This is a genomic window from Acinetobacter sp. RRD8 (assembly GCF_031844225.1).
Lineage (GTDB): Bacteria > Pseudomonadota > Gammaproteobacteria > Pseudomonadales > Moraxellaceae > Acinetobacter.
In genome coordinates this window covers 82,097-104,058 of the sequence record NZ_JAUZUU010000004.1, presented here as the reverse complement: position 1 = coordinate 104,058, position 21,962 = coordinate 82,097, and the positions used below count along the sequence as shown (strand labels likewise).

General features: G+C 38.4%; 17 protein-coding genes and 1 pseudogene. 8 read left to right on the top strand and 10 right to left on the bottom strand.

The features are described from left to right. Positions 1 to 193: 193 nt before the first annotated feature. Together glyA and Q9R24_RS06060 are read right to left on the bottom strand one after the other, a co-directional pair. Complete coding sequence (gene glyA, locus Q9R24_RS06065; protein WP_005103619.1) at positions 194 to 1,444, bottom strand: serine hydroxymethyltransferase; 1,251 nt, start codon at positions 1,442 to 1,444, stop codon at positions 194 to 196. Between the two features lie 154 nt (positions 1,445 to 1,598). Beyond that, on the bottom strand, positions 1,599 to 2,846 hold the full coding sequence (locus tag Q9R24_RS06060) for an alpha/beta fold hydrolase (protein ID WP_311203929.1): 1,248 nt from the start codon (positions 2,844 to 2,846) through the stop codon (positions 1,599 to 1,601). 331 nt (positions 2,847 to 3,177) lie between these two features. Between Q9R24_RS06060 and Q9R24_RS06055 the strand changes: the two genes are divergently transcribed. From Q9R24_RS06055 to Q9R24_RS06045, 3 genes are all read left to right on the top strand, one after another. Beyond that, positions 3,178 to 3,876, top strand: a complete 699-nt coding sequence (locus tag Q9R24_RS06055) for a 3'-5' exonuclease (RefSeq protein ID WP_311203930.1) — start codon at positions 3,178 to 3,180, stop codon at positions 3,874 to 3,876. A gap of 101 nt (positions 3,877 to 3,977) precedes the next feature. Continuing rightward, positions 3,978 to 4,625, top strand: a complete 648-nt coding sequence (locus tag Q9R24_RS06050; protein WP_311203931.1) for a hypothetical protein — start codon at positions 3,978 to 3,980, stop codon at positions 4,623 to 4,625. Positions 4,626 to 4,843: 218 nt separating this feature from the next. Beyond that, the gene (locus tag Q9R24_RS06045) at positions 4,844 to 5,194 is read left to right on the top strand and encodes a hypothetical protein (protein ID WP_311203932.1); all 351 of its coding nucleotides are present in this window, start codon (positions 4,844 to 4,846) and stop codon (positions 5,192 to 5,194) included. Positions 5,195 to 5,444: 250 nt separating this feature from the next. Here the strand turns inward: Q9R24_RS06045 and Q9R24_RS06040 are convergent, their stop codons facing one another. Beyond that, the gene (locus Q9R24_RS06040) at positions 5,445 to 5,663 is read right to left on the bottom strand and encodes a hypothetical protein (RefSeq protein ID WP_004645598.1); all 219 of its coding nucleotides are present in this window, start codon (positions 5,661 to 5,663) and stop codon (positions 5,445 to 5,447) included. A 993-nt stretch (positions 5,664 to 6,656) separates the two neighbouring features. Between Q9R24_RS06040 and Q9R24_RS06035 the strand changes: the two genes are divergently transcribed. From Q9R24_RS06035 to chrA, 3 genes are all read left to right on the top strand, one after another. Further along, positions 6,657 to 8,228 carry a sensor domain-containing diguanylate cyclase gene (locus Q9R24_RS06035; RefSeq protein WP_311203933.1) on the top strand — a complete coding sequence of 524 codons (1,572 nt, stop codon included), beginning with the start codon at positions 6,657 to 6,659 and terminating at the stop codon, positions 8,226 to 8,228. Between the two features lie 294 nt (positions 8,229 to 8,522). Beyond that, complete coding sequence (locus Q9R24_RS06030) at positions 8,523 to 9,449, top strand: chromate resistance protein ChrB domain-containing protein (protein WP_311203934.1); 927 nt, start codon at positions 8,523 to 8,525, stop codon at positions 9,447 to 9,449. After that, complete coding sequence (gene chrA / locus Q9R24_RS06025) at positions 9,446 to 10,792, top strand: chromate efflux transporter (RefSeq protein ID WP_071321130.1); 1,347 nt, start codon at positions 9,446 to 9,448, stop codon at positions 10,790 to 10,792. The genes Q9R24_RS06030 and chrA overlap by 4 nt, the downstream gene beginning before the upstream one ends. A gap of 42 nt (positions 10,793 to 10,834) precedes the next feature. On the opposite strand, the pseudogene dmeF reads toward chrA, so the two are convergent. Continuing rightward, a pseudogene (gene dmeF, locus Q9R24_RS06020) lies at positions 10,835 to 11,818 on the bottom strand (CDF family Co(II)/Ni(II) efflux transporter DmeF). 57 nt (positions 11,819 to 11,875) lie between these two features. Between dmeF and Q9R24_RS06015 the strand changes: the two are divergent. After that, on the top strand, positions 11,876 to 12,142 hold the full coding sequence (locus tag Q9R24_RS06015; RefSeq protein ID WP_071321149.1) for a metal/formaldehyde-sensitive transcriptional repressor: 267 nt from the start codon (positions 11,876 to 11,878) through the stop codon (positions 12,140 to 12,142). A 401-nt stretch (positions 12,143 to 12,543) separates the two neighbouring features. Here the strand turns inward: Q9R24_RS06015 and Q9R24_RS06010 are convergent, their stop codons facing one another. The 5 genes from Q9R24_RS06010 to kdpA all read right to left on the bottom strand — a co-directional run bounded on the left by Q9R24_RS06010 (position 12,544) and on the right by kdpA (position 20,494). Further along, a complete protein-coding gene (locus Q9R24_RS06010) occupies positions 12,544 to 13,281 on the bottom strand; it encodes a response regulator (protein WP_071321131.1) in 738 nt (245 codons plus the stop codon). Between the two features lie 22 nt (positions 13,282 to 13,303). Next, complete coding sequence (locus tag Q9R24_RS06005) at positions 13,304 to 15,967, bottom strand: sensor histidine kinase KdpD (RefSeq protein ID WP_311203935.1); 2,664 nt, start codon at positions 15,965 to 15,967, stop codon at positions 13,304 to 13,306. A gap of 81 nt (positions 15,968 to 16,048) precedes the next feature. After that, on the bottom strand, positions 16,049 to 16,675 hold the full coding sequence (gene kdpC / locus Q9R24_RS06000) for a potassium-transporting ATPase subunit KdpC (RefSeq protein WP_071321133.1): 627 nt from the start codon (positions 16,673 to 16,675) through the stop codon (positions 16,049 to 16,051). A 19-nt stretch (positions 16,676 to 16,694) separates the two neighbouring features. Next, positions 16,695 to 18,722: a potassium-transporting ATPase subunit KdpB gene (gene kdpB / locus Q9R24_RS05995; RefSeq protein ID WP_071321150.1), complete on the bottom strand. Its 2,028-nt coding sequence runs from the start codon at positions 18,720 to 18,722 to the stop codon at positions 16,695 to 16,697. Positions 18,723 to 18,772: 50 nt separating this feature from the next. Beyond that, entirely contained in the window at positions 18,773 to 20,494 is a 1,722-nt protein-coding gene (gene kdpA, locus Q9R24_RS05990; protein WP_071321134.1) for a potassium-transporting ATPase subunit KdpA, read from the bottom strand. Between the two features lie 305 nt (positions 20,495 to 20,799). Here kdpA and Q9R24_RS05985 point away from each other — a divergent pair, with 305 nt between their 5' ends. Then, entirely contained in the window at positions 20,800 to 21,600 is an 801-nt protein-coding gene (locus Q9R24_RS05985) for an undecaprenyl-diphosphate phosphatase (RefSeq protein WP_071321135.1), read from the top strand. Between the two features lie 122 nt (positions 21,601 to 21,722). Here the strand turns inward: Q9R24_RS05985 and Q9R24_RS05980 are convergent, their stop codons facing one another. Further along, complete coding sequence (locus tag Q9R24_RS05980; RefSeq protein ID WP_228715866.1) at positions 21,723 to 21,833, bottom strand: YHYH domain-containing protein; 111 nt, start codon at positions 21,831 to 21,833, stop codon at positions 21,723 to 21,725. Positions 21,834 to 21,962 lie beyond the last annotated feature (129 nt).

Sequence of the window (21,962 nt, the reverse complement as noted above, 5' to 3'; positions counted from 1 at the left end):
AAATACAAATAGTTGATAAAAGACTTTAAGCCAGATTGAGAAAAACTCAATATGATTTTATTGATGACTCAATCTCTTACGGCATGGAAATTGATCTATATAAGCCCGATCAAGTCTAAACATCTTTTACATCGTTATTTTTACAGCTATAAAAAAAGCTCCCGGTTGGGAGCTCCTTTCCGTTTATAAGCGATTATGCATAAACTGGGAATTTAGCACATACCGCTGCAACTTTCTCTTTCACCGCGTTGATAACAGCTTCATCGCCTTTAGCATCTAGGATGTCAGCGATCCAGCCTGCAAGTTCACGCACTTCAGCTTCGCCAAAACCGCGAGTTGTTACTGCAGGTGTACCGATACGGATACCTGAAGTGACGAACGGAGAGCGTGGATCGTTTGGTACAGAGTTTTTGTTCACAGTAATGTGAGCAGCACCTAACCAAGCGTCAGCTTCTTTACCTGTGATGTCTTGTTTGATTAAAGACAACAAGAACAAGTGGTTTTCAGTACCACCAGAAACTACGTCATAACCACGAGCGATTAATACTTCAGCCATTGCTTTCGCATTCACAACTACTTGTTGCTGATAAGCTTTGTATTCAGGTGCCATTGCTTCTTTGAAGCAGATTGCTTTCGCAGCAATCGCGTGAACCAAAGGACCACCCTGGTTGCCTGGGAATACAGCCGATTGAAGTTTCTTCTCGATTTCTTCGTTTGCTTTCGCAAGGATCAGACCTGAACGTGGACCACGAAGTGTTTTGTGAGTCGTAGTCGTAGTAACGTCAGCGATTTGCACCGGGCTTGGGTAAACGCCAGCGGCAACCAGACCTGCAACGTGAGCCATATCAACAAATAGGTAAGCGCCAACTTTGTCCGCGATGTCACGGAAACGCTGCCAGTCAACGATTTGGCTGTAGGCAGAGAAACCAGCAACGATCATGCGTGGCTTGTGCTCAAGCGCCAAACGCTCAACTTCTTCGTAATCGATCTCGCCAGTTTCAGGGTTTAAACCGTACTGAATCGCATTATATGTTTTACCAGAGAAACTTACTTTTGCACCGTGCGTCAAGTGACCACCGTGAGCAAGGCTCATACCCAGAACTGTATCGCCCGGGTTAAGAAGCGCTAAGTAAACTGCTGAGTTTGCTTGTGAACCAGCATGTGGCTGAACGTTAGCATAATCAGCACCAAAGAGTTCTTTAGCACGGTCAATCGCCAATTGTTCGATAACGTCTACATACTCGCAACCGCCATAGTAGCGTTTACCTGGGTAGCCTTCCGCATATTTGTTAGTAAGTTTTGAACCTTGAGCTTCCATAACTGCTGGTGAGCAGTAGTTTTCAGAAGCGATTAGCTCAATATGAGCTTCTTGGCGAGCATCTTCATTCGAGATTGCTTGAGCTAATTCTGGATCAAATTCAGCGATAGAGATATTGGCAAACATTAGCGAGGTCCTATTGATTTAGGGCTTTTAAGCCGTGCTAAGATTGGCGCGTATTGTAGCATGAAGTTTTAAATTTTCGATCATGAACTTTATTCAGTTTGCAATAAAAATGGCTCATGTCTAAAAAAACATGAGCCATTCAGATAAAAATAAGTTATTGAATTGGCATTAGAGATTTTACATCTGAAATAATATTAGGAATATTCAGTGCATAGACACTGCCATGATCCCATTTAGTTACATTTGACTCATCCGTAATATAACGTACTGAAGTTTGTTTCTGATTGGCGAGTGCAACTAAAACATCTGTTGCTGCTTTGGGAACGGTACTATCTGCTGAACCCTGATAAATAATCACTGGCGTAGAAACTTTAACAAGTAAAGGCTGAGAATCTTTTTCTAAGAAGCTCTTTACGACTGGAATACTCATAAAGTTAGTTTGAGTACGAGGATAATTATTTACTGAGTTATTATTTGATTGTGCATAAGCATACATTGCAGTACCAAATTTCTGGCCTAATACATCATAACAGTCAGTTTCTGCATTTTTTGCGATTTCATCGGTTGGCGTTTTAAAAATCTGACTATATTTCAAATTTGGGTTCGGGTTACGCAAACCGGCAACAATCAGTGCAGTAAAGGTATCTAAAGATGCTAAAGTTCCAATTTTTTTATCCAGATTTGTTTCTTGTCCCGCCTGTTGTTCACCTCCTGTCAAAATCAGATTGAAATTTGAAGCCGGTGCTAAAGCTACCGTACCTTTATAGGTCATCTTAGAAGCACGTGCTGCATATTGCGCAGCGCCTAAAGCTGCTTGGCCACCTTGAGAATGCCCTACTGCAACCCATTGATTAGACGCTTGTGAACCTAAATAGTTTCGTGCAGCCACGACTGCATCAGTAATAGAATAAGCTTCGCTTTTCAGATTCAAGAAAGGATGAAGTTCTTTTCCACTCGGCTCTCCTAAACCTTCATAGTCAGGTGCCACTACAATATAGCCAGCTTGGAGAAACCCGCCAATCATGGCTTTAATATAATCATTCAGCGCTTTTCGACTCGGCGCACACTGATCAGCTACCCCGGTAGTTCCATGTGCCCATGCCACAATTGGCCAGCCTGTAGCTGGAGGTGTTCCCTCGGGTGTGAAAACTAATGCAGTAGCTTGGGTTTCCTTACCATTAATTCCTAACATCTTATAAGTCATGATCACACTTTCGTCAGCGATCCCGGAGAAATCCGTTTGAGTATAGGCTACAGGTGTTGCCACGACTGGATTATCGATATTATTTACTGGGATGGCAGGTTTGGACTCGTAAAAACGATCATTATCACTATCATCGTTACAAGCAGTTAAGGCTACACTTAATGTGAGAAGAGTACAGGTCAATACTTGACGTTTCATCGATCTTATCCTTATCTTATTTATTATCATCTCTAATGAGTTTTTCTGGTTTTATCTTTAACAAACGATAAAACCATATCTAATTTCCCAATTTATCTAAACAATATCAAGAAAAGAATGCGTTATTTTTTCTATTAAATTCGCGTCAGTTTATATTTATTATGAAATCAGCAAACTTAAAAATAGAGAATTTCCCCTTTTCAGAACTATACAAATAGTCGTCATACGTTAAAAAGCCTGCAATTAATACAGAAATAAAGCAATTCAATTGTCAGTTGCAAAATAATAATGTTAGATTTTACTCTCCTCTCTTTTCAGGCACATTTCCGACATGCAGGCCATTATTCTTGATACCGAAACGCATACTTTAAATGGTCAACCCATCGAAATTGCTTATGCGCCTGTCGAAATTGTAGAGCATAAAATCAGTCTGGATAAAAGCCGCCTGTTTGATCAGCTTTATTCATGTGACGAAGCCATTTCTTTTGCTGCCATGGCCGTGCATCATATTCTGGAATCGGATCTGGAAGGTCAGCCGCATTACACTACCTTTCGCCTACCTGATGAAACCGTCTACATGATCGGCCATAATATTGATTATGACGTCCGTGCCATCGAAAAATGTGGCGTAGATACTTCAAAAATCAAGGCAATTTGCACCTTGGCTTTAGCTCGTCGGGTCTGGCCAGATGCGGAAGCACACAATATTTCTGCACTGATCTATATGATCACCAAAGGCAGCGAAAGAGCGCGTGAAATGATCCGTAAAGCGCATCGTGCCGATATGGATATTATTTTAACTGCCAATATTTTAATGCATATTGTCCATCATTTAAAAATCAACAGTATGCAGGAATTATTTGATGCTTCTGAAGATGCCCGAATTCCACGTACGATTAATTTTGGTAAACATCGCGGCACCGCTATTGCAGAACTACCTGCTGACTATGTTCAATGGTTGTTGCGTCAGGATGAACTGGATCCTTATTTGCGCAAGGCACTTGAAAATACGGCGATCACGACATTATAGATTTTATCAAAATAAACCTCTGTATTTTAATAAATACTTCATATTAATGTAATTTTCACAGACTATGCTCTAGCTGAATTTAAGCAACCATCTATTCAGTCATGATGCATTTTTATAAAACTCAACGTGGGATCGAGGTGCTACAGGATCGCTCCATCCCGCTAACCGCACGCCAACGCCGCTTACTGGTTCTGATCGGCAGCCAGGATTTCAACTTATTAAATGATGGCTTAAAGCAGCAGCTTGCTCCCGCCGAACTCTTAGAGCAACTTTATGTCATGGATCTAATCGTTCCAGCTGAAACTGGCGATATCGCAATCAGCCAAAAAACGGCAGACGCAAGAGCAGATACAAAAGTTGACTTGGCACACTCCGAGATTCACCATTCGTTGAATTCCTCGATAGCAGCGACCTCTACGACGAAAGATTTAAACTCCGAAATGGAGCCCATAAAAATACTGCAGAACATCCCATCTATTGAAAAGGATGTAAGCCATGAACAAAAGCTGCCTGAACTTAAACTTATGTCTTTTGAAGACCTCAAATATATGATGATGGAAAGCTTACAAAAATATTGTGGCTTGATGGCCAAGCAGCAAATTCACCATATTTTACAGGCATCTGATGTACGCAGTTTAAAACTTTGTCGAATGCAATGGATCACGTCCCTTCAGGAAAGTCGCATTGCTCCTCAAGAATTGAATCACATTCTGAAGCAGATTAATTTTGCTTTAGATCAATTGCAGTAAAATGAAGCGCCTGAATAAGAACATCTTAGTCTTTTAAACTCTTAAATAAGTGAGTTTAACAATGAGGCAGCTTTAATTATTCAAGATAACTAATTGGTTATTTGATATATTTATATTTAAGCAAAGTTTAAAGCTCGAAATATCCGACTTAAGCGTGATAGAAAAAGAATTATAATCCCGCCATATAGTGAGCATAGACATCCGATTGGATCATGTATATGTCACATTATTTAGAATTCGATGCGTTCGATAATCCCATGCAACTGAGTAAAGTTGGCAACTGGGTGATTACCTTTTTAAGTCCGGTTGAAGAACTGCAATTTGTGCAACTGGCGATTACCTATGTACTTCCCCGCCAGATCAGTAACAGCTTGCAACCGCGCCGTGTATTGATTCAAAAAAGTCCCATTGAGTATCATTGGCTGATTCAGGCCATTGAATGTTTTGACAGCACGACTCGTCAGGAAATTTCTTTAAGCCCTGAGCATACAACCGCACAGCAAACTTTAGCGCAGATTTTGCAAGAATTTGAAAAATATGGTGTGAATGTACAGCTTAAACAGATTTAACCACCTGCCCATTCTATTGATTTTTTATCAAAATTGGATATTTCTTCGGCCAATCAAGGCCCACTACCACGTTGTCTTCTCTTAGAGATTGAATCAACTTATGATTATAGCTGCACACATTAGCATCCAAGCTAGCAAACACCAAAGTATAAAAAACTCACCTAAATGGTGAGTTTTTTATCTGCTGAATCGGTGATTTCGGATAAATAAGTTCAATTTTTTTCTACCTATCTGAAGTTCACTGATTAAATTATTCGATAACGCGATAAATATTTGAAGATTGTTGGCTTTCAAACAACAACTCAATACTCGGCAGAATCGTTTCACCATCCACCACGATGTGTTCAATTTTTTTGACCAACTCAGCTGCATGATGAATGTTGTGCTCTGCAAAGGAACGCAGCATCGCTTTCGCTTCAGTCACTTGGCTAAATTGATCTTTCACCTTGATATCAATCATCTTTGACATTTTTCCTTCCTCTCTCATTATCCAATTTTCAGTTTTTTATACCATAATTAGCCAAGCGATTAATCTTCAAGATGTTAGCGAATTTGGCAATGTAAACTTTTTTATCTGAATGGATTATAAGAAAAAGAATATTAAACTTAATGAATTGTGCAGACATTAAAAAAGCTCGCATTTCTGCGAGCTCTGTGTTGGATGGCTAGTGCTAGATTTATTGTCTGGTGATAAACATCAAACTCAACTAACTGTCATTGATCCGTCCAACTTATCGGTAGCGTCTTATTGATTTTACGACCTACCATGAGTTGAATATAACAGTATTTTTTTAGCCGACAATACTCTTTTACACTTCTAAAAGAAGACTTATACAAGATTTCAATTGTCATTTTTTTAAAGCAGATTAGAATATTTCTGGCTTGTTATCCGAAGACTTCTGCATTCATATCGTCTTTATTTAATTCATTGATTTCTAGAAAAATACCCTATTAAACATACGATTTCCTGTTGCATAGCGGGTTCAACATTTTCCTTCATAACCTCTAATGAGCACTTCAAAATTTAAACTGGAATATGATTTTTTATAAAAAAATACTTCCGGAAAAGGACGCAATATTCAAAGAAACTACTGTCATAGAATCGATACGACTAATTTTAAAATGATTATTTTTCAAAAAATGGCAACAATTTAATCTCCCATCAAGATCAATTAACCATATTTTTGTCTGAGTACTTCATCATTTGGATGGACAGATCGAAATTATTGAATAGATTTTCTGAACGTTAAATACCATATTTTTATTTGTAGCATAATCAAATATTCAGAACCTTACTCAGCTTTTCAAAGCTACCTATTTACAGCCAAGCGATCTATAAACTCTAAATTTGATCGAAATAAAAACTCCCACTTAATGGAAATTTAATTTTATAGCAACCTTAAACATTGAATATAAATGCAATATAATGCTCATAAATACATCGATATATATATAACTTTTTATGTCAGCTAATAATTTTAGGAAACACCTTGATCTCAATTTAAGGCAGTTAATACTTTTATTAGCTATTTTCAGTGTGTCTAGCCTTTTTATTATTTCTCTCATTATTAGCTATCAGATCGTAAAAAATCAGTTAATCGACAATTCTCTTGCCTTAAATGCTGACCATGCCCATAAAATTGCATTAAGTACAGACAACCATTTTAGAAATATGCTTCTTGAACTGGACTATAGTGCCAAAATATTAGGTCAAGACTTTAACAACAATGAACTTAGAGAAGCCGAGGTCAATAAATTAAAATATCAGTCTGAACACTATAACAGTGTCGTGATCAGTGATACCCAAGGCAGACTAATAAACTTTTCGCCTAATATTTTACATATTGATAAAAGCAAAATACAACATACTCAAGGGATTACTGACTCTCTTGATAAAAAATCGACTTATATATCTTCACCTTATTTTTCTGTGCAAAAAAATATGATTGTGTTTATTTCTCAACCTATTTTTGACAAGTCAAATCACTATCAGGGCTTCATCGGTTCAGCGATTTATTTAAAAGAAAAAAATGTGATCAATCAACTCCTAACCACTTATAAAAATTATAAGAATAGTTATATGTATGTGATTAACAATGAAAATAAAATTATTTTTCATCCGGATCGTGAAAGAATTGGGCAATGGGCCAGCAATAATACTGGTCTGGAATATATGCATGCGCATAAAAATGGTCAAATTCGTTTAATCAACAGCCAGGGCGTTGATAATCTGGCAGGTTTTTCTCATATTCCGACTTCAAACTGGATCGTGGTTTCCCAGCAACCTACCCATGACTTACTTAAACAGGCAAATTCTATCCTCTATAAATTAGCCGCAGGATTCTTTTTATTTTATCTGCTTGTTTTTTATATTGTATGGCTACTGTCTGATTCTATCTCGGCCCCATTGAACCAACTGGCAGATATGGCGAGTTTACTGAATCAGGCAGAAATCGGTTCAAAAATTAAGGATATCCAGCCCTGGTACTATGAGGTCACAAAATTCAAGTTAGCTCTACTGCTCAGTGTTCGCAAATTTTCACAACAAATGAGCAAAATGGATCATCATATTAATACAGATCCTTTAACCGGCTTGATGAATCGTCGTGGGTTGAATTATGTCATGACTCACAACATGAAAATGAACATCCCTTTTTCAGTGCTTCTGATGGATGTGGATCATTTTAAAAACATTAATGACAATTATGGTCATGATCAAGGTGATGTTGTCTTAAAGCATATTGCCAAGACGATGCAGCAAAAATTTCGTAAAGATGATATTTGCTGCCGCTACGGTGGTGAAGAATTTATCATTATTATACCGAACAGCAATCTCACTGAAGTGTATGAAAGTGCGGAAAGGTTCAGAAAAGAGATTGCAGGTAAAGAGATTCAGAATATAGGTCACATTAGCATTTCGATTGGGATTGCTTCTTGGCCAGACAGTTCTAAAAATATTCTAGACGTTTTGAAAATTGCCGATAACAATCTTTATCGGGCGAAAGATGATGGCCGCAACTGTGTGCGATACTAATTTGATTTATTTTTCAGTTTTATAGTTTAAATAAATGGTGCGCTCAGCGCGCACAATAAACACCACCCAAGACACTGATTTTTAATAAATATCATCAACCCTTGTTCTACATTTACCGTAAAAATTACCGCAAAAAAGATCTGTACACTACCCGAAAATTTCTTAGATATAGTGATGATCTATACGTATATCAGCAAACAATATATCAGATTTCCTGAATAACTAATTCAGTATAAAAATTATCACAATTAAATAATTTGTTATAACCTATACAAAATTTGTAGAGTTTATAACATGACTATAAGCATCCTCATTTCTAGCCTTTCCACACAAAACTCTTCTGCTCGAATGAGAATTTGGCGTTCCATCAAAAGCTGTGGCGCAGCAACTCTGCGTGATGGTGTCTATGTGCTACCTAATGAACAAAAGCAACGCTTTGACCCCATTATTGACGAACATCAAAGTGCCGATGGCATTGCCTATCTATTCGATTCCGTTAGCAACAATAATTTAGACTTAATTCAACTCTTTAATAGAAAAAATGAATACTCTGAATTTTTGCTACAACTGAATGAAATAGAGAGTTCACTGAATGTTGAGCAAAAAAATGAACATTTAAAAAGCATTAGAAAATTAAGAAAGCAACTTTCGTCTCTCATCGATATTGATTTCTTTCCTAATGAATTACAAAACACAGCCTTAAACGCGATATCAAAACTCGAACTTAAAATTCATCACTTAGGGGAATCAAATGAGCCCTCTTCTATAAATAGTGATCTACCTTCTCTTAATCTTCATGACTTCCAATCTAAAACCTGGGCTACACGAAAACGACCTTGGGTAGATCGTTTAGCTTGTACGTGGCTCATTCAAAAATTTATTGATAAAGACCCTATTTTTATGTGGCTAGAAGATATTAAAGATTGTCCAGCAGATGCTTATGGTTTTGATTTTGACGGTGCAACGTTTACCCATGTTGGTGAGCTTGTTTCATTCGAAGTACTTTTACACAGCTTTAATTTAGCCGATAAATCACTTCTGAAAATCGCTGAAATTGTGCATTACCTAGATATTGGCGGAAATGAGCCACCTGAGGCTCTTGGGTTAGAAAAAATATTACAAGGACTGAGAAGCAGTATTCAAGCTGATCAACAGTTGGTGGAATTATCCAATCACATTTTTGATGGTCTATATACCAATTTTAAAAGTGAGAATTCATGAGTCAATTACAAGAAAACGATTTCGAGCCCAATCCAGAAATCAGCTTTAAAGAGGCCATACTGTTTTGGCTTAAACTCGGATTTATCAGCTTTGGCGGGCCTGCAGGCCAAATCTCTGTCATGCACCAAGAATTGGTAGAACAAAAAAAATGGATCTCCGAAAAGAGATTTATGCATGCGCTCAATTACTGCATGCTGCTTCCGGGGCCTGAGGCACAACAATTAGCAACCTATATTGGCTGGCTAATGCACAAAACAAAAGGCGGTATCATAGCCGGACTATTTTTCATTTTACCTTCCCTTTTCATTCTCATCGGTCTTTCATGGGTCTATGCAAAATTTGGAAATGTACCTGTCATTGCAGGGCTTTTTTATGGCATCAAACCTGCTGTCACCGCTATCGTCTTTCATGCAACCTATCGTATTGGCAGTAAATCACTGAAGAATAAATATATGTATGCTATTGCATGTGCTGCATTTATTCTTATTTTTGCCTTTAATGTTCCTTTCCCCCTTATTGTGCTGCTGGCTGCTTTAAGTGGTTATCTCTTAAGTAAATTTGACCCAAAACTATTTACAAGCAATGCTCATGCATCAAGCCTCAAAGACTACGGGAAGGCAATCATTGATGATGATACGCCCACACCTGAACATGCCATTTTTAAATGGTCTCGCTTAATTAAATTACTAGTTGTTGCAATTATTTTGTGGTGTCTCCCTATAGCATTACTGACGGTAGCTTATGGCTGGTCTCACGCTTATACACAAATGGCTTGGTTTTTCACCAAAGCTGCATTGATGACTTTTGGCGGAGCTTATGCTGTTTTACCTTATGTATATCAAGGTGCTGTTAACTTCTATGAGTGGCTTAAACCAACCGAAATGATCGACGGTTTAGCATTGGGTGAAAGTACACCTGGCCCACTCATTATGGTCGTTGCTTTTGTTGGATTTATGGGCGGTTACAACCTCGACCTATTAGGGCCTGAACATAAGTTTTTAGCAGGTGCTTTTGGAGCAACAATTGTTACTTGGTTCACCTTCCTATTTTCGTTTGTGTTTATTTTAGGTGGAGCACCTGTAATCGAATCTACTCACAATCAAATTAAATTTACTGCACCACTGACAGCAATTACCGCAGCTGTTGTCGGCGTAATTCTTAATTTGGCCCTTTTCTTTGCTTACCATGTGCTATGGCCAAAAGGGTTTGAAGGACAATTTGACTACATTGCTGCAGTAATAACCTTACTCGCTTGTATTGCTCTCTTTAAGTTCAATCAAAGTGTATTAAGAGTCATCGGTGCCGCTGCAATTTTAGGGCTTATCATTAAACTAAGCATATAAAAAAAGAGCAGCTCAAATGAACTGCTCCTTTTTATCTATTTTTTATACTGCTGCTTGGAGTCTAGAACTTGTATTAATTTCTACTGAAACGTGCACAATTTCCTCATGAATAGATAAGGCTTTTCTGACTTCATCTGCCGTGATATTTAAACTGCTTACATCTAGTGACAAGATACAAGAAAACTTACCTTTACCCACCTTCCATACATGAATATCAGTAATCACAATTCGGCTATCTAAGTCTTCAATGACTTCCTGAATTTCCTGAACAACTGGATGTTCCATTTCAGCATCAAGTAAAGTTTTGCCTGTCTCGCGGATAAGCCCCCAAGACCAATGTGCGACTAGAAATGCACCTACAATACCCAAAACTGCATCTAAGAAATCCCAGCCAAAAAATTTACCTGCAAATAATGCAATGATCGCCAATACAGAAGTCACAGCATCTGCAACGACATGAAGGAAAGCTGCTTTCTGGTTTAAATCATGTTCGTGATGCCCATCTTCATCATGGTGATGGTGTCCATGATCATGATGGTGATCATGTTCGTGGTGATGATGGTGGTGATGCCCACTATCGTGTAGTAACCAAGCACAAATAAAGTTCACTGCAAGACCAATCACTGCGATTGATATTGCTTCGTTATAGTGAATATTAACGGGATTAAATAGGCGCTCTACCGATTGTATTCCCATAAATAATGCCACAACCATGAGTAAGATCGCACTAGAGTATCCAGCTAAAATTTCTATCTTCCACGTACCAAAACAGAATCGCTGATCTTGTGAATATTTACGTGCCATTCGATAAGCAAAATATGCTAAGCCCAATGCCAGCATGTGTGAACTCATGTGCCAGCCATCAGCTAGTAAAGCCATCGAATTAAAGAATCATCCTCCAAAAATTTCAAAGACCATCATGACACCCGTCAGGATCGTCGCAATTAAAATTTTCTTCTGTGCTAGTGGATTACCTTCATCGAATTGATGCGTATGGTTGCTTTTAACATTACTTAGATATTGCATTTTTTTATGCCATCAATAATACTCCCCTATAGTATATTTAATTTGGACAGAAATGCTATGTCGCATCTGCATCAAGACAAAAAAATTTTAAATCGGGTTAAGCGAATTCAGGGCCAAATTAACGCCGTTGAACAGAGTTTGGCTGACACGCACAAATCATGCATAGACGTACTGCAACAGGTCGCTGCCGTTCGTGGTGCTATAAATGGATTAATGAATCAATTGATTGAAGCACATCTCAAAGAGCATGTAATCAAAGATAAAGATGCGATTAATGAAGAAGAGTTAAAAGAGTTTTTAGCATTACTCAGCCGCTATCAATAAGATGACACGATAAAAAATCTCTTTTCAATTTTTATAGACTTGATATGATAATTACATCTTTATTGCTTAATAGTTTATATGCGACCCCGAATACGTAAGTTTTTAACTTCTCTTTATTCAACTCCAGATTCAAAAGTGCTCGAAATAAAGTTCAATTTAAGTCATCACTGTGACTTTGAACTATTTAAAAAGTTAAAAAAAACCAACTGCCAAAGCATAAAAAATGCGATTCACAGCATCCTTTATGAGCGTGGCTATACAACTGCAGAAATCTCTCTGCTCACTAATGACAATACTTAAAATTATAAACAGCCTTCAAATTCATTGAGGGCTTTTTACTTAAATTTGAAAAATAATGAACTGGCTGGCATCAATACAATTATCCTTAAGGACTAACCAACTTAATTATGCTTTGCTTGGACAAAATTATTCACACTCAAAAACCTCAATCCTACACCGGGTTCTGTCAAAATATATTTAGGATGCACTGCATTATCATTTAATTTAGCACGCAATTTAGCAACCAAAATTCTTAAATAGTGCGTATCTTCCTGATGCGTTGCACCCCATAGTTCCTTGAGTATCTGTGGCTGGGTTATCAGTTGTCCTTTATGCTGTGCAAGCAACGTTAATAGTTGATATTCCTTACGGGTCAAAGCAATCAGATTTCCCTCTAAATAAACTTGACGCTGAGCAAAGTCAATTTTCAAGTAGCCATCATCAAAAATTACGCTTTCAACCACACTTAACTGAGTCTGCCGAAGTAGAACACGAATTCTTGCCAAGAGCTCCTGAATACTAAATGGCTTCGTCACATAATCATTTGCGCCTGAATCCAAAAGTTTTACTTTTTCATTTTCATCAGAACGGACAGAAAGAACAATTACTGGCACATGAGACCAATTCCGTAATTCCATTAAAACATCAAAACCATCCAAATCAGGCAAGCCCAAATCTAAAATAACTAAATCAGCACCATGCAAGGCTAACTCACCTAAACCTTGCTGGCCATTTTCAGCTTGAATAACTTTATAACCTTGGGTACGCAATGCTATATCAAGAAATTTTCGTATTTGTGTCTCATCATCTATGATTAAGACTGTAGCGATGGCACTAGTAGATGGATTGAGTTCAGCCATTCATTTTCCTTAATTGAAAACCTTACGGTAATGGATTAATTGGAAGCTGCATGCGGATACATGTGCCTTGATTATGACTTAGAGATGAAGTAGAAATAGCCCCCATGTGTGCCCCAATAATTGCCTTAACAATACTCAAGCCCAATCCGGTACCGTGTTGTCCACGATCACCTCGTTCCATTGTATAGAACATATCAAAAATACGATCACGCTCATTTTCAGGAATCCCCTGCCCCTGATCAGAAATCGTTATTTCCATTTCATTTTCTTTTAACCTAGAAACTTGAATTGAAATCGGTGTATTTTCAGGTGAAAACTTAGCGGCATTTTCCAATACATTAAAAATAGCTTGTTCAATGAGTGCAGCATGTACATACAAACTTAATGGATCATCAGGTAAATGCACCTCAACTAAAGCTTGCGGCATATAACGTTGTAACCTGCGTACCGCTGAACCAACGAGCTCATCGACACCAATCCAATCTCGTGCCAGTGTTAGACCCTCATGTCCCAAACGAGTCATATCCAATAAATTTTGTATATAGCGGTCTAATCGTTCACCTTCTAAATGAATCGCCTCAAGTAAACTATTTTGATCCGTTTCGTCCATAGAATGCCGATAATTGCTTAAGGTATCAGCAGCACCAATGATTGATGCTAAGGGTGAACGTAAGTCATGTGAAACTGAAGATAATAACGCTGAACGTAATCTTTCTGTTTCTGAACTCACATTAGCAATTTCAAGCGCTTTGGTTAATTGCGTACGCCAAATAGCTTGAGCAATAAATTCGACCATCACCTCTGCTAATTGTTTTTGTTCAGACGTTAAAAGCCGTTGCTGCAATGGAAATTTTAGCCCAATGACGCCTACGCATTGCTTTGAAGCCAATAGCGGTAAAAACCACCAAGCATTTTCCATCAGTGTTTGAGTAAAACGGCCTGAAGCCTGATGATTTTTAAAAGTCCAATTTGCAGAAATTTGTTCCTTTGTACTCATCTTTTCTAAGTTTTGATTTTCCTGTTCAGTTTCTGGTGAATAAATCCAAACATCTGCATTTAGGTTTTTGTTTAAACAATGCATTGCAATATCTTGAACCTGCTGTAAATCTACTGCAGTAGAAAGCTTTTGTCCTAAATCTTGCATAATACTGTTATAACTGTTTGATGCTTTTAGCGCTGTAACCTGCTCTTTTAATTTAGATGCCAGCTTACTTGCAATTAAAGCAGCACCTAAAAAAGCCAGCACCGTGATCACACCTTGATGAGCTGAAATTTCCAACGTAAATTTAGGACTGATAAAAAAGAAGTTATAGGCTAAAAAAAATAAAATTGCAGAAAATACCGCTGCAAGCATCCTTGTTTTTGATGCGACAAATACCACAGCAGTAATAAAAATAACTGAAATATCGTCAATGCCCAAATAGGTTTCACTTAGGCTTGCGATCACAATGCTGATCACTGTTGTAACAAGTACGTAGGATATTTCGCTCAGTGTTAAATAATTTCTTCTACTGTCTGAGGCTATATTGTCTGAAACAGCAATATTTTTTGGCGATAAAACAGGAACAATACTAAGCTCGAATCGTGGCTGAAGTTTGATTAACTGATCAACGAAATCTGCTTTCAAAGGTAAGTTAAAGACTTCTTTCTTCGGCTGGGATAAAACCAAAGTAGAAATACCATGCTCAATAACATAATCAAAAAGAGTTTTCGCATGCTGTTTACCGTATAGCGTTTCCGTCATACCACCCATTTGCCGAGTCATATTCAATGCAATTTCGATTTCTCGGCTTTGACGATTAGCTTGTTTCGGCAGAATCTGAGAATCTTTAGAGAAAGTGACTACAGTCCATGCGGCCATCCGTTGCTCGGCAATACGACATCCTGCTCGCACCAATGATTCAGAGTTTCCTAGACCATCTATCATAATCAAAACATGGTTTTTAAGCGGAATAGCCGCTTGCCCTTGAATTGCAAAATTTTCCCGAACATCTGTATCTACATAACCAGCAACTGTTTGCATCGCTAGTTCACGTAAAGCAGTTAAATTAGCGACATTAAAAAATCGCTGTAAAGCTTGTTCTGCCTGTTCTGGTATATACACTTTTCCTTGCTTCAAACGCTCTAGCAATTCATTGACAGGCAAATCAATTAAACGAATATCTCGAATACGTTCAAAGACCCGATCAGGCACTGTTTCTTTAACACGGATACCTGTAATTTGAAAAACAATATCATTCAAACTTTCTAAGTGCTGAATATTCATTGTTGTAAAAACATCAATACCAGCATCTAAAAGTTCATTGATATCTTGCCAGCGCTTTTCATGACGGCTGCCAGGTACATTGGTATGAGCGAATTCATCAACAAGAACAATATTTGGCTTCTTGTCTAGTACCGCATCTAAATCCATTTCCTCAAGCTGGTGCTCTTGATATTGAATAATTTTACGCGGAATCAAAGTTAAACCCGCCACTAAGTTTTCAGTTTCAGTTCGGCCATGTGTTTCTACATAAGCAATCGCTATGTCACTGCCTTGCAAAGCCAATTCATGGGCACGAACAAGCATAGCGAAAGTTTTTCCAACGCCCGGAGCAGCCCCTAAAAATATGGTCAAACGTCCAGATTGAAAACGTTGAGTATGCTGTAAAAACACATCAACTTTATTTGTTTTACTTTTATCCATAAATTTATAACTTTTATAAATATCTTAGATTTATGCCCTTTCTAGTAGGAAGAGGATAGTTCTCCTCTTCCTTCCATTTTATTAAATCGCTTTTTCAGCCTGATCCAAAGCAATGTTTATTTCAAGCACATTCACACGTGTCTGCCCTAATATTCCGAAGCTAGGCCGAATACTTCTTTCCAGTACTAATGTCTCCACATCTTGTACTGACATTCCTCTTGCGGCTGCAATTCGATTGACCTGAATTAAGGCGGCCTGCAGACTAATTTCAGGATCGATACCGCTGCCCGATGCTGTTACCAAATCAGAAGGGATTTGAGATTTTTCAACGCGCTCTTGTGCCACAATTTTATTTAAACGCTCATCCATCATTTCATGTAATGCTGGATTTGTTCGTGCCAAATTACCCCCTGCCATGGCCATAGGGTCATAATTTGACGCGGACGGCCGCGGTTGAAAATACTTTGCTTGAATAAAAGGCTGTGCAACCAAACTTGACCCAATGACCTCACCATTCTGTACAATCAAACTGCCATTGGCTTGATGCGGAAAAATGACCTGCCCTAAACCTGCTGCAACCGAGCTATATGCAAAGCCGCATATAGCCAAGGTCACAGCTGTTAAGCCAATGGATGCACGTATTAAACCGAATCCAGCCGTCGACATACTATTCAATTGCTCATTTTCTTGATGGTTTTCAATATTCATTTTTATTCTCCTCATCAGTTCAAAGTGATAACAATTGACTAATCATCAGATCAATCGCTTTAATCGCAACAAAAGGCAACATTACTCCGCCTACACCATAAATCAGCATATTACGGCGTAATAATTGAGTTGCCGTTGATGGCTTAAATTTCACACCGCGTAAAGCAATCGGGATGAGTAAAGGAATAATAATCGCGTTAAATATCAGTGCTGAAAGGATGGCGCTTTCAGAGCTACTCAATTGCATCACATTCAGCACACCCATTTGTGGAATAGCCGCGACAAATAATGCAGGTAAAATGGCAAAGTATTTTGAGACGTCATTTGCCAAAGAGAATGTGGTTAATGCACCGCGTGTAATCAGCTGCTGCTTACCAATTTCCACTACAGACAGAAGCTTCGTTGGATCGGAGTCTAAATCGACCATATTACCCGCCTCTTTAGCCGCTTGCGTACCTGAGTTCATCGCTAAACCAATATTAGCTTGAGCCAAAGCAGGAGCATCGTTGGTACCGTCTCCGACCATTGCCACCAAATGCCCTTTGTTTTGTTCCGCACGAATACAGCTGAGCTTATCTTCTGGTTTTGCTTCAGCAATATAGTCGTCTACGCCTGCTTCGGCAGCTATAGCAGCAGCCGTAAGTGGATTATCACCTGTCACCATGACGGTTTTAATGCCCATTTCACGTAAGCGCGCAAACTTTTCCTTGATCCCTTTTTTAATTACATCCGAAAGCTCAATGACACCTAAAATATTCCGATCTTTTGCGACCACAAGCGGTGTTGCACCCTTAGAAGCAACTTGTTCAACGCGGGTTTTCAACTCAAGTTGATTCTCAAGATTTTGTGATGAAAACTTAAGAATGGCATCCAATGCACCCTTACGAATTTGATGACCATCTTTCAAGTTAATCCCAGAAATACGCGTTGAAGCATCAAAGTTAATAAATTCTGCTTGCTCAGGCGTATCGACATGCTGTCCATATTCTTTTGCTAGAACCACAACCGATTTACCTTCAGGCGTTGGATCTGCCAATGAGGTAAGTACTGCAGCTTGGCAAAGCTCTGATTCAGTGACACCAGCGAGCGGATAAAATGCAGTTGCTTGGCGGTCACCATAAGTAATCGTGCCGGTTTTATCTAAAAGCAGTACATCTACATCACCAGCAACTTCTACCGCTTTACCTGATTTAGCAATAACATTGGCTTTTAAAGCACGGTTCATCCCAGCTATACCGATAGCAGGAAGCAAGCCGCCAATGGTGGTTGGAATTAAGCAAACCAATAATGCAACCAGTAGAATTGGATTAATTTCGATTTTTAAGAAATGTCCAATCATTGGCAAACTGAAAACAACTGCAATGAAAGTCACTGTCATCACTGTAAGTAAAATACCCAAAGCAATTTCATTCGGTGTTTTTTGACGGTTTGAACCTTCTACCAAAGCAATCATACGGTCAAGAAAGCTATTTCCTGTTTCAGCTGTGACTTGCACGATTATTCGATCCGTCAATACTTTAGTGCCACCAATCACACCTGATTTATCAGTACCCGCTTCACGTAAAACAGGTGCTGACTCCCCTGTAACAGCAGCTTCATTAATGGTTGCAAAACCATGAATAATTTCACCATCAGCAGGAATCAACTCACCCGCACGAACTTCAATCAAATCATGCATTTTTAAGAGCGTCGCTGCGATTTGTTCACCATCCGCATCTTCTTTATTTTTAATTCGACGTGCCGTTAAATTCTGGCGTGCTTGTCTTAAAGAGGAAGCCTGTCCCCGACCTTTGGCTTCTGCCACAGCTTCTGCATAATTCGCAAATAGCACAGTAATAAATAAAATGACTGTGACTAGAATGCCAAACATTAAGTCTGCTTTTCCCAAAAGTGTGCACACCAGCGTAATCAGTGTTCCTAGCCATACAATCGCCATCACAGGGTTCTTAATGACATGCTGCGGCAACAGTTTAATACAAGCATTTTTCCATGCTTCTACTTGGAACAATGTTGATTGATTTTGCTTTGGTACTGTTGGTAACGGCATATTTTGAACAGCGTTAATAGATTGTTTTGAATGATTCATATTTTTCACCCTTAAGCTTTAACCAACAACAAATGGTCTGCGATAGGCCCTAAAACCAGTACAGGCATGAATTGCAAGAGCGTCAACATCACCACAATGGCAATCAACGTGAGTGCAAAAGTCGGAGTTTCCACTTTTAAGCTGCCACTGCTTTCAGGAGCTTGACGTTTCGAAGCTAAACGTGCGGCAATGAAAAGAGGAATAATCAATGTTGGAAAACGGCCCAAGACTAGAGCTAAACTGGTACTTAAATTCCACCAAATTGTATTATCAGCCAGACCTTCAAAACCTGAGCCGTTATTGGCAAATGCCGAAACATATTCATACAGCACCTGTGAAACAGCATGATATTGAGGATTGCTATTGCCTGTTAATGTAGGGAAATACAATGTGATTGCAGTGAGGGTTAAAATCGTAATCGGTTGAATTAAAATCACCACAGCGAGTAACTTAATTTCCCCAGCTTCAATTTTCCGACCAAAGAGTTCAGGTGTACGCCCAATCATCAAACCTGCGATAAACACAGCTAAAAATAGATAAATGATAAATTGCTGTAACCCACAGCCAATCCCGCCCCAAATAGCATTAATCAGCATATTTGCTAATGCGATTAATCCAGTGAGCGGTGCAGAAGAATCATGCATCATATTGACTGAGCCATTATTCACCTGTGTAGTCAATGCTGACCATAGCGCAGAAGATGCTTCACCAAAACGTACTTCCTTACCTTCCATTGCATACAGCTGTGCTGCCGTTGTAGAAATACTTTCAGACCAAATTGCACTGCTGGCAGAAATGATTGACATCAGCAGCATTGAAGCAAAAACGAAGACTGCAAATTTTGTACGCTTGGTAAAAAAGCCCAGCATAAAAATAACTGAAACTGGAATGAGTAAAATAGCCAACATTTCTAGGAAATTAGATAATGGCGTTGGATTCTCTAAAGGCACGCTGCTATTAGGCCCATACCAGCCCCCGCCATTACTTCCTAATTGTTTAACCGCAACCATTGGTGCTACTGGCCCCAATGGAATTTTTTGCGTATGTAATTCTGCAGTTTGGTCTAGGACTTGAACTTCTGGGCCGCCTTGAAATGTTGATGGAACACCTTGGCTAGTCAGTAAAAGTGACCATACCATGCATAGCGGTATTAAAAATCTGAAGGTTGGACGAATGACATCTGCCCAATAATTACCGACATTCACACCTTGTAATGGAGTCCCCGAAGTTGTGTTTTTTTCAATATTCAGCGGAACGGATTGCTTATAAAATAATGCGCGAACCGTAGCAACAACCATTGCTAGCCCCATCATGGGAGTAATGATTTGCAAACCAACAATACCCACCATTTGTGACAAATACGACAACTGAGCCTGTCCGGAATAATGCTGCTGATTTGTATTGGTTAAAAACGAAATCATGGTGTGAAGGGCTAAATCCCACGACATATTTGGAGCCTGATTGGGGTTCAGCGGTAAGTTCGCTTGAGTCATAAATAAAACCCAAGTAAAGCCACCCAACACCATGCAACTCAGTACAAAACTTAGGGTATACGTTTTGACACTCATCCCCAATTTAGGGTTCGTACCCAACAGTATATATATCGGTTTTTCAATCCAATTGAAAAGTGGATCAATTCGCATTGTTTGATTTTGCATAACTGCTGCTAAATATTTACCAAGCGGATAAGCAAGGGCGACAACGTTCATGATAAGCAGAATAAATACTAACATCAGTTTTTACTCCCCTTAAAATGGAAAGCAAATACACTTTTTTTTATCTCTCTAAGTTGCATCGCCTCATGTATGGCGCAGTTGTTTTGATACGACATTTTTTGATGCGCTTTAAATTTAGCACTCATCTTTTCCATCCTAAGCATGGATAAATTTCCATGATTTAGTATCTAAAAGCCGCCCGTAAAATCTCTATTCAGAAATATGTATAGCGCGTAAAATTTGCGTAAAAATTTGCATAGATACATTTATATAAAGTTTGAAATGCCTTAAAAGATTCCAACCATTCATGATTATTTTTACTTATGGAAAATCTAGAACTTTTAAAAGCATTATTTTTAGGAATGATTGAGGGTTTAACAGAATTTCTACCAATATCAAGTACAGGACATTTAATTCTTTTTGGGCATTTAATTGATTTTCAATCCGACTCAGGCCGTGTATTTGAGGTCGTCATTCAGCTAGGTGCTATTCTTGCTGTTTGCTGGCTTTACCGTCAAAAGATAATCGACTTAGTAAAAGGTTTTTTCTCTGGTGATACTCATGCTAGACGTTTTGCTATCAATGTTTTTATTGCTTTTCTTCCTGCTGTTCTCATTGGTATATTAGCCGTCGATTTCATCAAACAAGTATTGTTTAGCCCATTAGTCGTAGCTTTCGCACTTATTATTGGCGGATTGATTATTTTCGCAGTAGAAGCAAGAAAGTTTGAACCAAAAACACTCGAAGCCACTGACATTAGTATAAAACAAGCTATTCTTGTCGGTTTTGCTCAATGCCTTGCAATGATTCCTGGCACTTCTCGTTCAGGAGCAACGATAATTGGCGGTATGCTCTCAGGTTTATCACGTAAAGCTGCTACAGAATTTTCCTTTTTTCTCGCTATGCCAACAATGTTAGGCGCGGCAACATATGACTTAATGCGTAATGCATCAATATTAACCTCAGAGAATATATTAAATATAGTCATAGGCTTTATAGCTGCATTTATAGCTGCACTTGTTGTTGTAAAAGCTTTGGTCAAATTTGTAGAAAAACATTCACTGAGAGTTTTCGCTTGGTACCGTGTTGCACTTGGTATTATCTTATTAATTATATTTTTTTAAAACTTACGTTAAATCTAAAAAACCAAATTATTTTAGGCTTAATAATTCGAATATCTATCAAACTATAAACCTTCCTCCCCCGATTGGTTTAATAAAAAAGAGTTCTTAAGAACTCTTTTTTATTAATGGCAGTGATACCCACCAGTACTACTGTTATGACATCCCGCTGAATTAGTACCACCAGAATGTGCATTCGCATAACTTGCGAACAATCCAACTAAACAAAAAAACATAACTTTCATGCTAAACCCCTATTTTAAATTGATCAATTGTTTTACTTGCATAAATCAGTTTAACGTAATTTCAAAAAATTAGGATATTTTCCAATAAATTAAATACCCAATTGCTGCACCAAATGCACT

What these genes read in the sequence shown, in the direction of transcription:
- Q9R24_RS05980 (WP_228715866.1), bottom strand. Translation starts at nt 21,833, where the DNA reads ATGTTTTTTTGTTTAGTTGGATTGTTCGCAAGTTATGCGAATGCACAT.
- Q9R24_RS06045 (WP_311203932.1), top strand. Translation starts at nt 4,844, where the DNA reads ATGTCACATTATTTAGAATTCGATGCGTTCGATAATCCCATGCAACTG.
- Q9R24_RS06030 (WP_311203934.1), top strand. Translation starts at nt 8,523, where the DNA reads ATGACTATAAGCATCCTCATTTCTAGCCTTTCCACACAAAACTCTTCT.
- kdpB (WP_071321150.1), bottom strand. Translation starts at nt 18,722, where the DNA reads ATGCCGTTACCAACAGTACCAAAGCAAAATCAATCAACATTGTTCCAA.
- kdpC (WP_071321133.1), bottom strand. Translation starts at nt 16,675, where the DNA reads ATGAATATTGAAAACCATCAAGAAAATGAGCAATTGAATAGTATGTCG.
- chrA (WP_071321130.1), top strand. Translation starts at nt 9,446, where the DNA reads ATGAGTCAATTACAAGAAAACGATTTCGAGCCCAATCCAGAAATCAGC.
- Q9R24_RS06040 (WP_004645598.1), bottom strand. Translation starts at nt 5,663, where the DNA reads ATGTCAAAGATGATTGATATCAAGGTGAAAGATCAATTTAGCCAAGTG.
- glyA (WP_005103619.1), bottom strand. Translation starts at nt 1,444, where the DNA reads ATGTTTGCCAATATCTCTATCGCTGAATTTGATCCAGAATTAGCTCAA.
- Q9R24_RS06055 (WP_311203930.1), top strand. Translation starts at nt 3,178, where the DNA reads ATGCAGGCCATTATTCTTGATACCGAAACGCATACTTTAAATGGTCAA.
- Q9R24_RS06005 (WP_311203935.1), bottom strand. Translation starts at nt 15,967, where the DNA reads ATGGATAAAAGTAAAACAAATAAAGTTGATGTGTTTTTACAGCATACT.
- kdpA (WP_071321134.1), bottom strand. Translation starts at nt 20,494, where the DNA reads ATGTTAGTATTTATTCTGCTTATCATGAACGTTGTCGCCCTTGCTTAT.
- Q9R24_RS06050 (WP_311203931.1), top strand. Translation starts at nt 3,978, where the DNA reads ATGATGCATTTTTATAAAACTCAACGTGGGATCGAGGTGCTACAGGAT.
- Q9R24_RS06015 (WP_071321149.1), top strand. Translation starts at nt 11,876, where the DNA reads ATGTCGCATCTGCATCAAGACAAAAAAATTTTAAATCGGGTTAAGCGA.
- Q9R24_RS06010 (WP_071321131.1), bottom strand. Translation starts at nt 13,281, where the DNA reads ATGGCTGAACTCAATCCATCTACTAGTGCCATCGCTACAGTCTTAATC.
- Q9R24_RS06060 (WP_311203929.1), bottom strand. Translation starts at nt 2,846, where the DNA reads ATGAAACGTCAAGTATTGACCTGTACTCTTCTCACATTAAGTGTAGCC.
- Q9R24_RS05985 (WP_071321135.1), top strand. Translation starts at nt 20,800, where the DNA reads ATGGAAAATCTAGAACTTTTAAAAGCATTATTTTTAGGAATGATTGAG.
- Q9R24_RS06035 (WP_311203933.1), top strand. Translation starts at nt 6,657, where the DNA reads ATGTCAGCTAATAATTTTAGGAAACACCTTGATCTCAATTTAAGGCAG.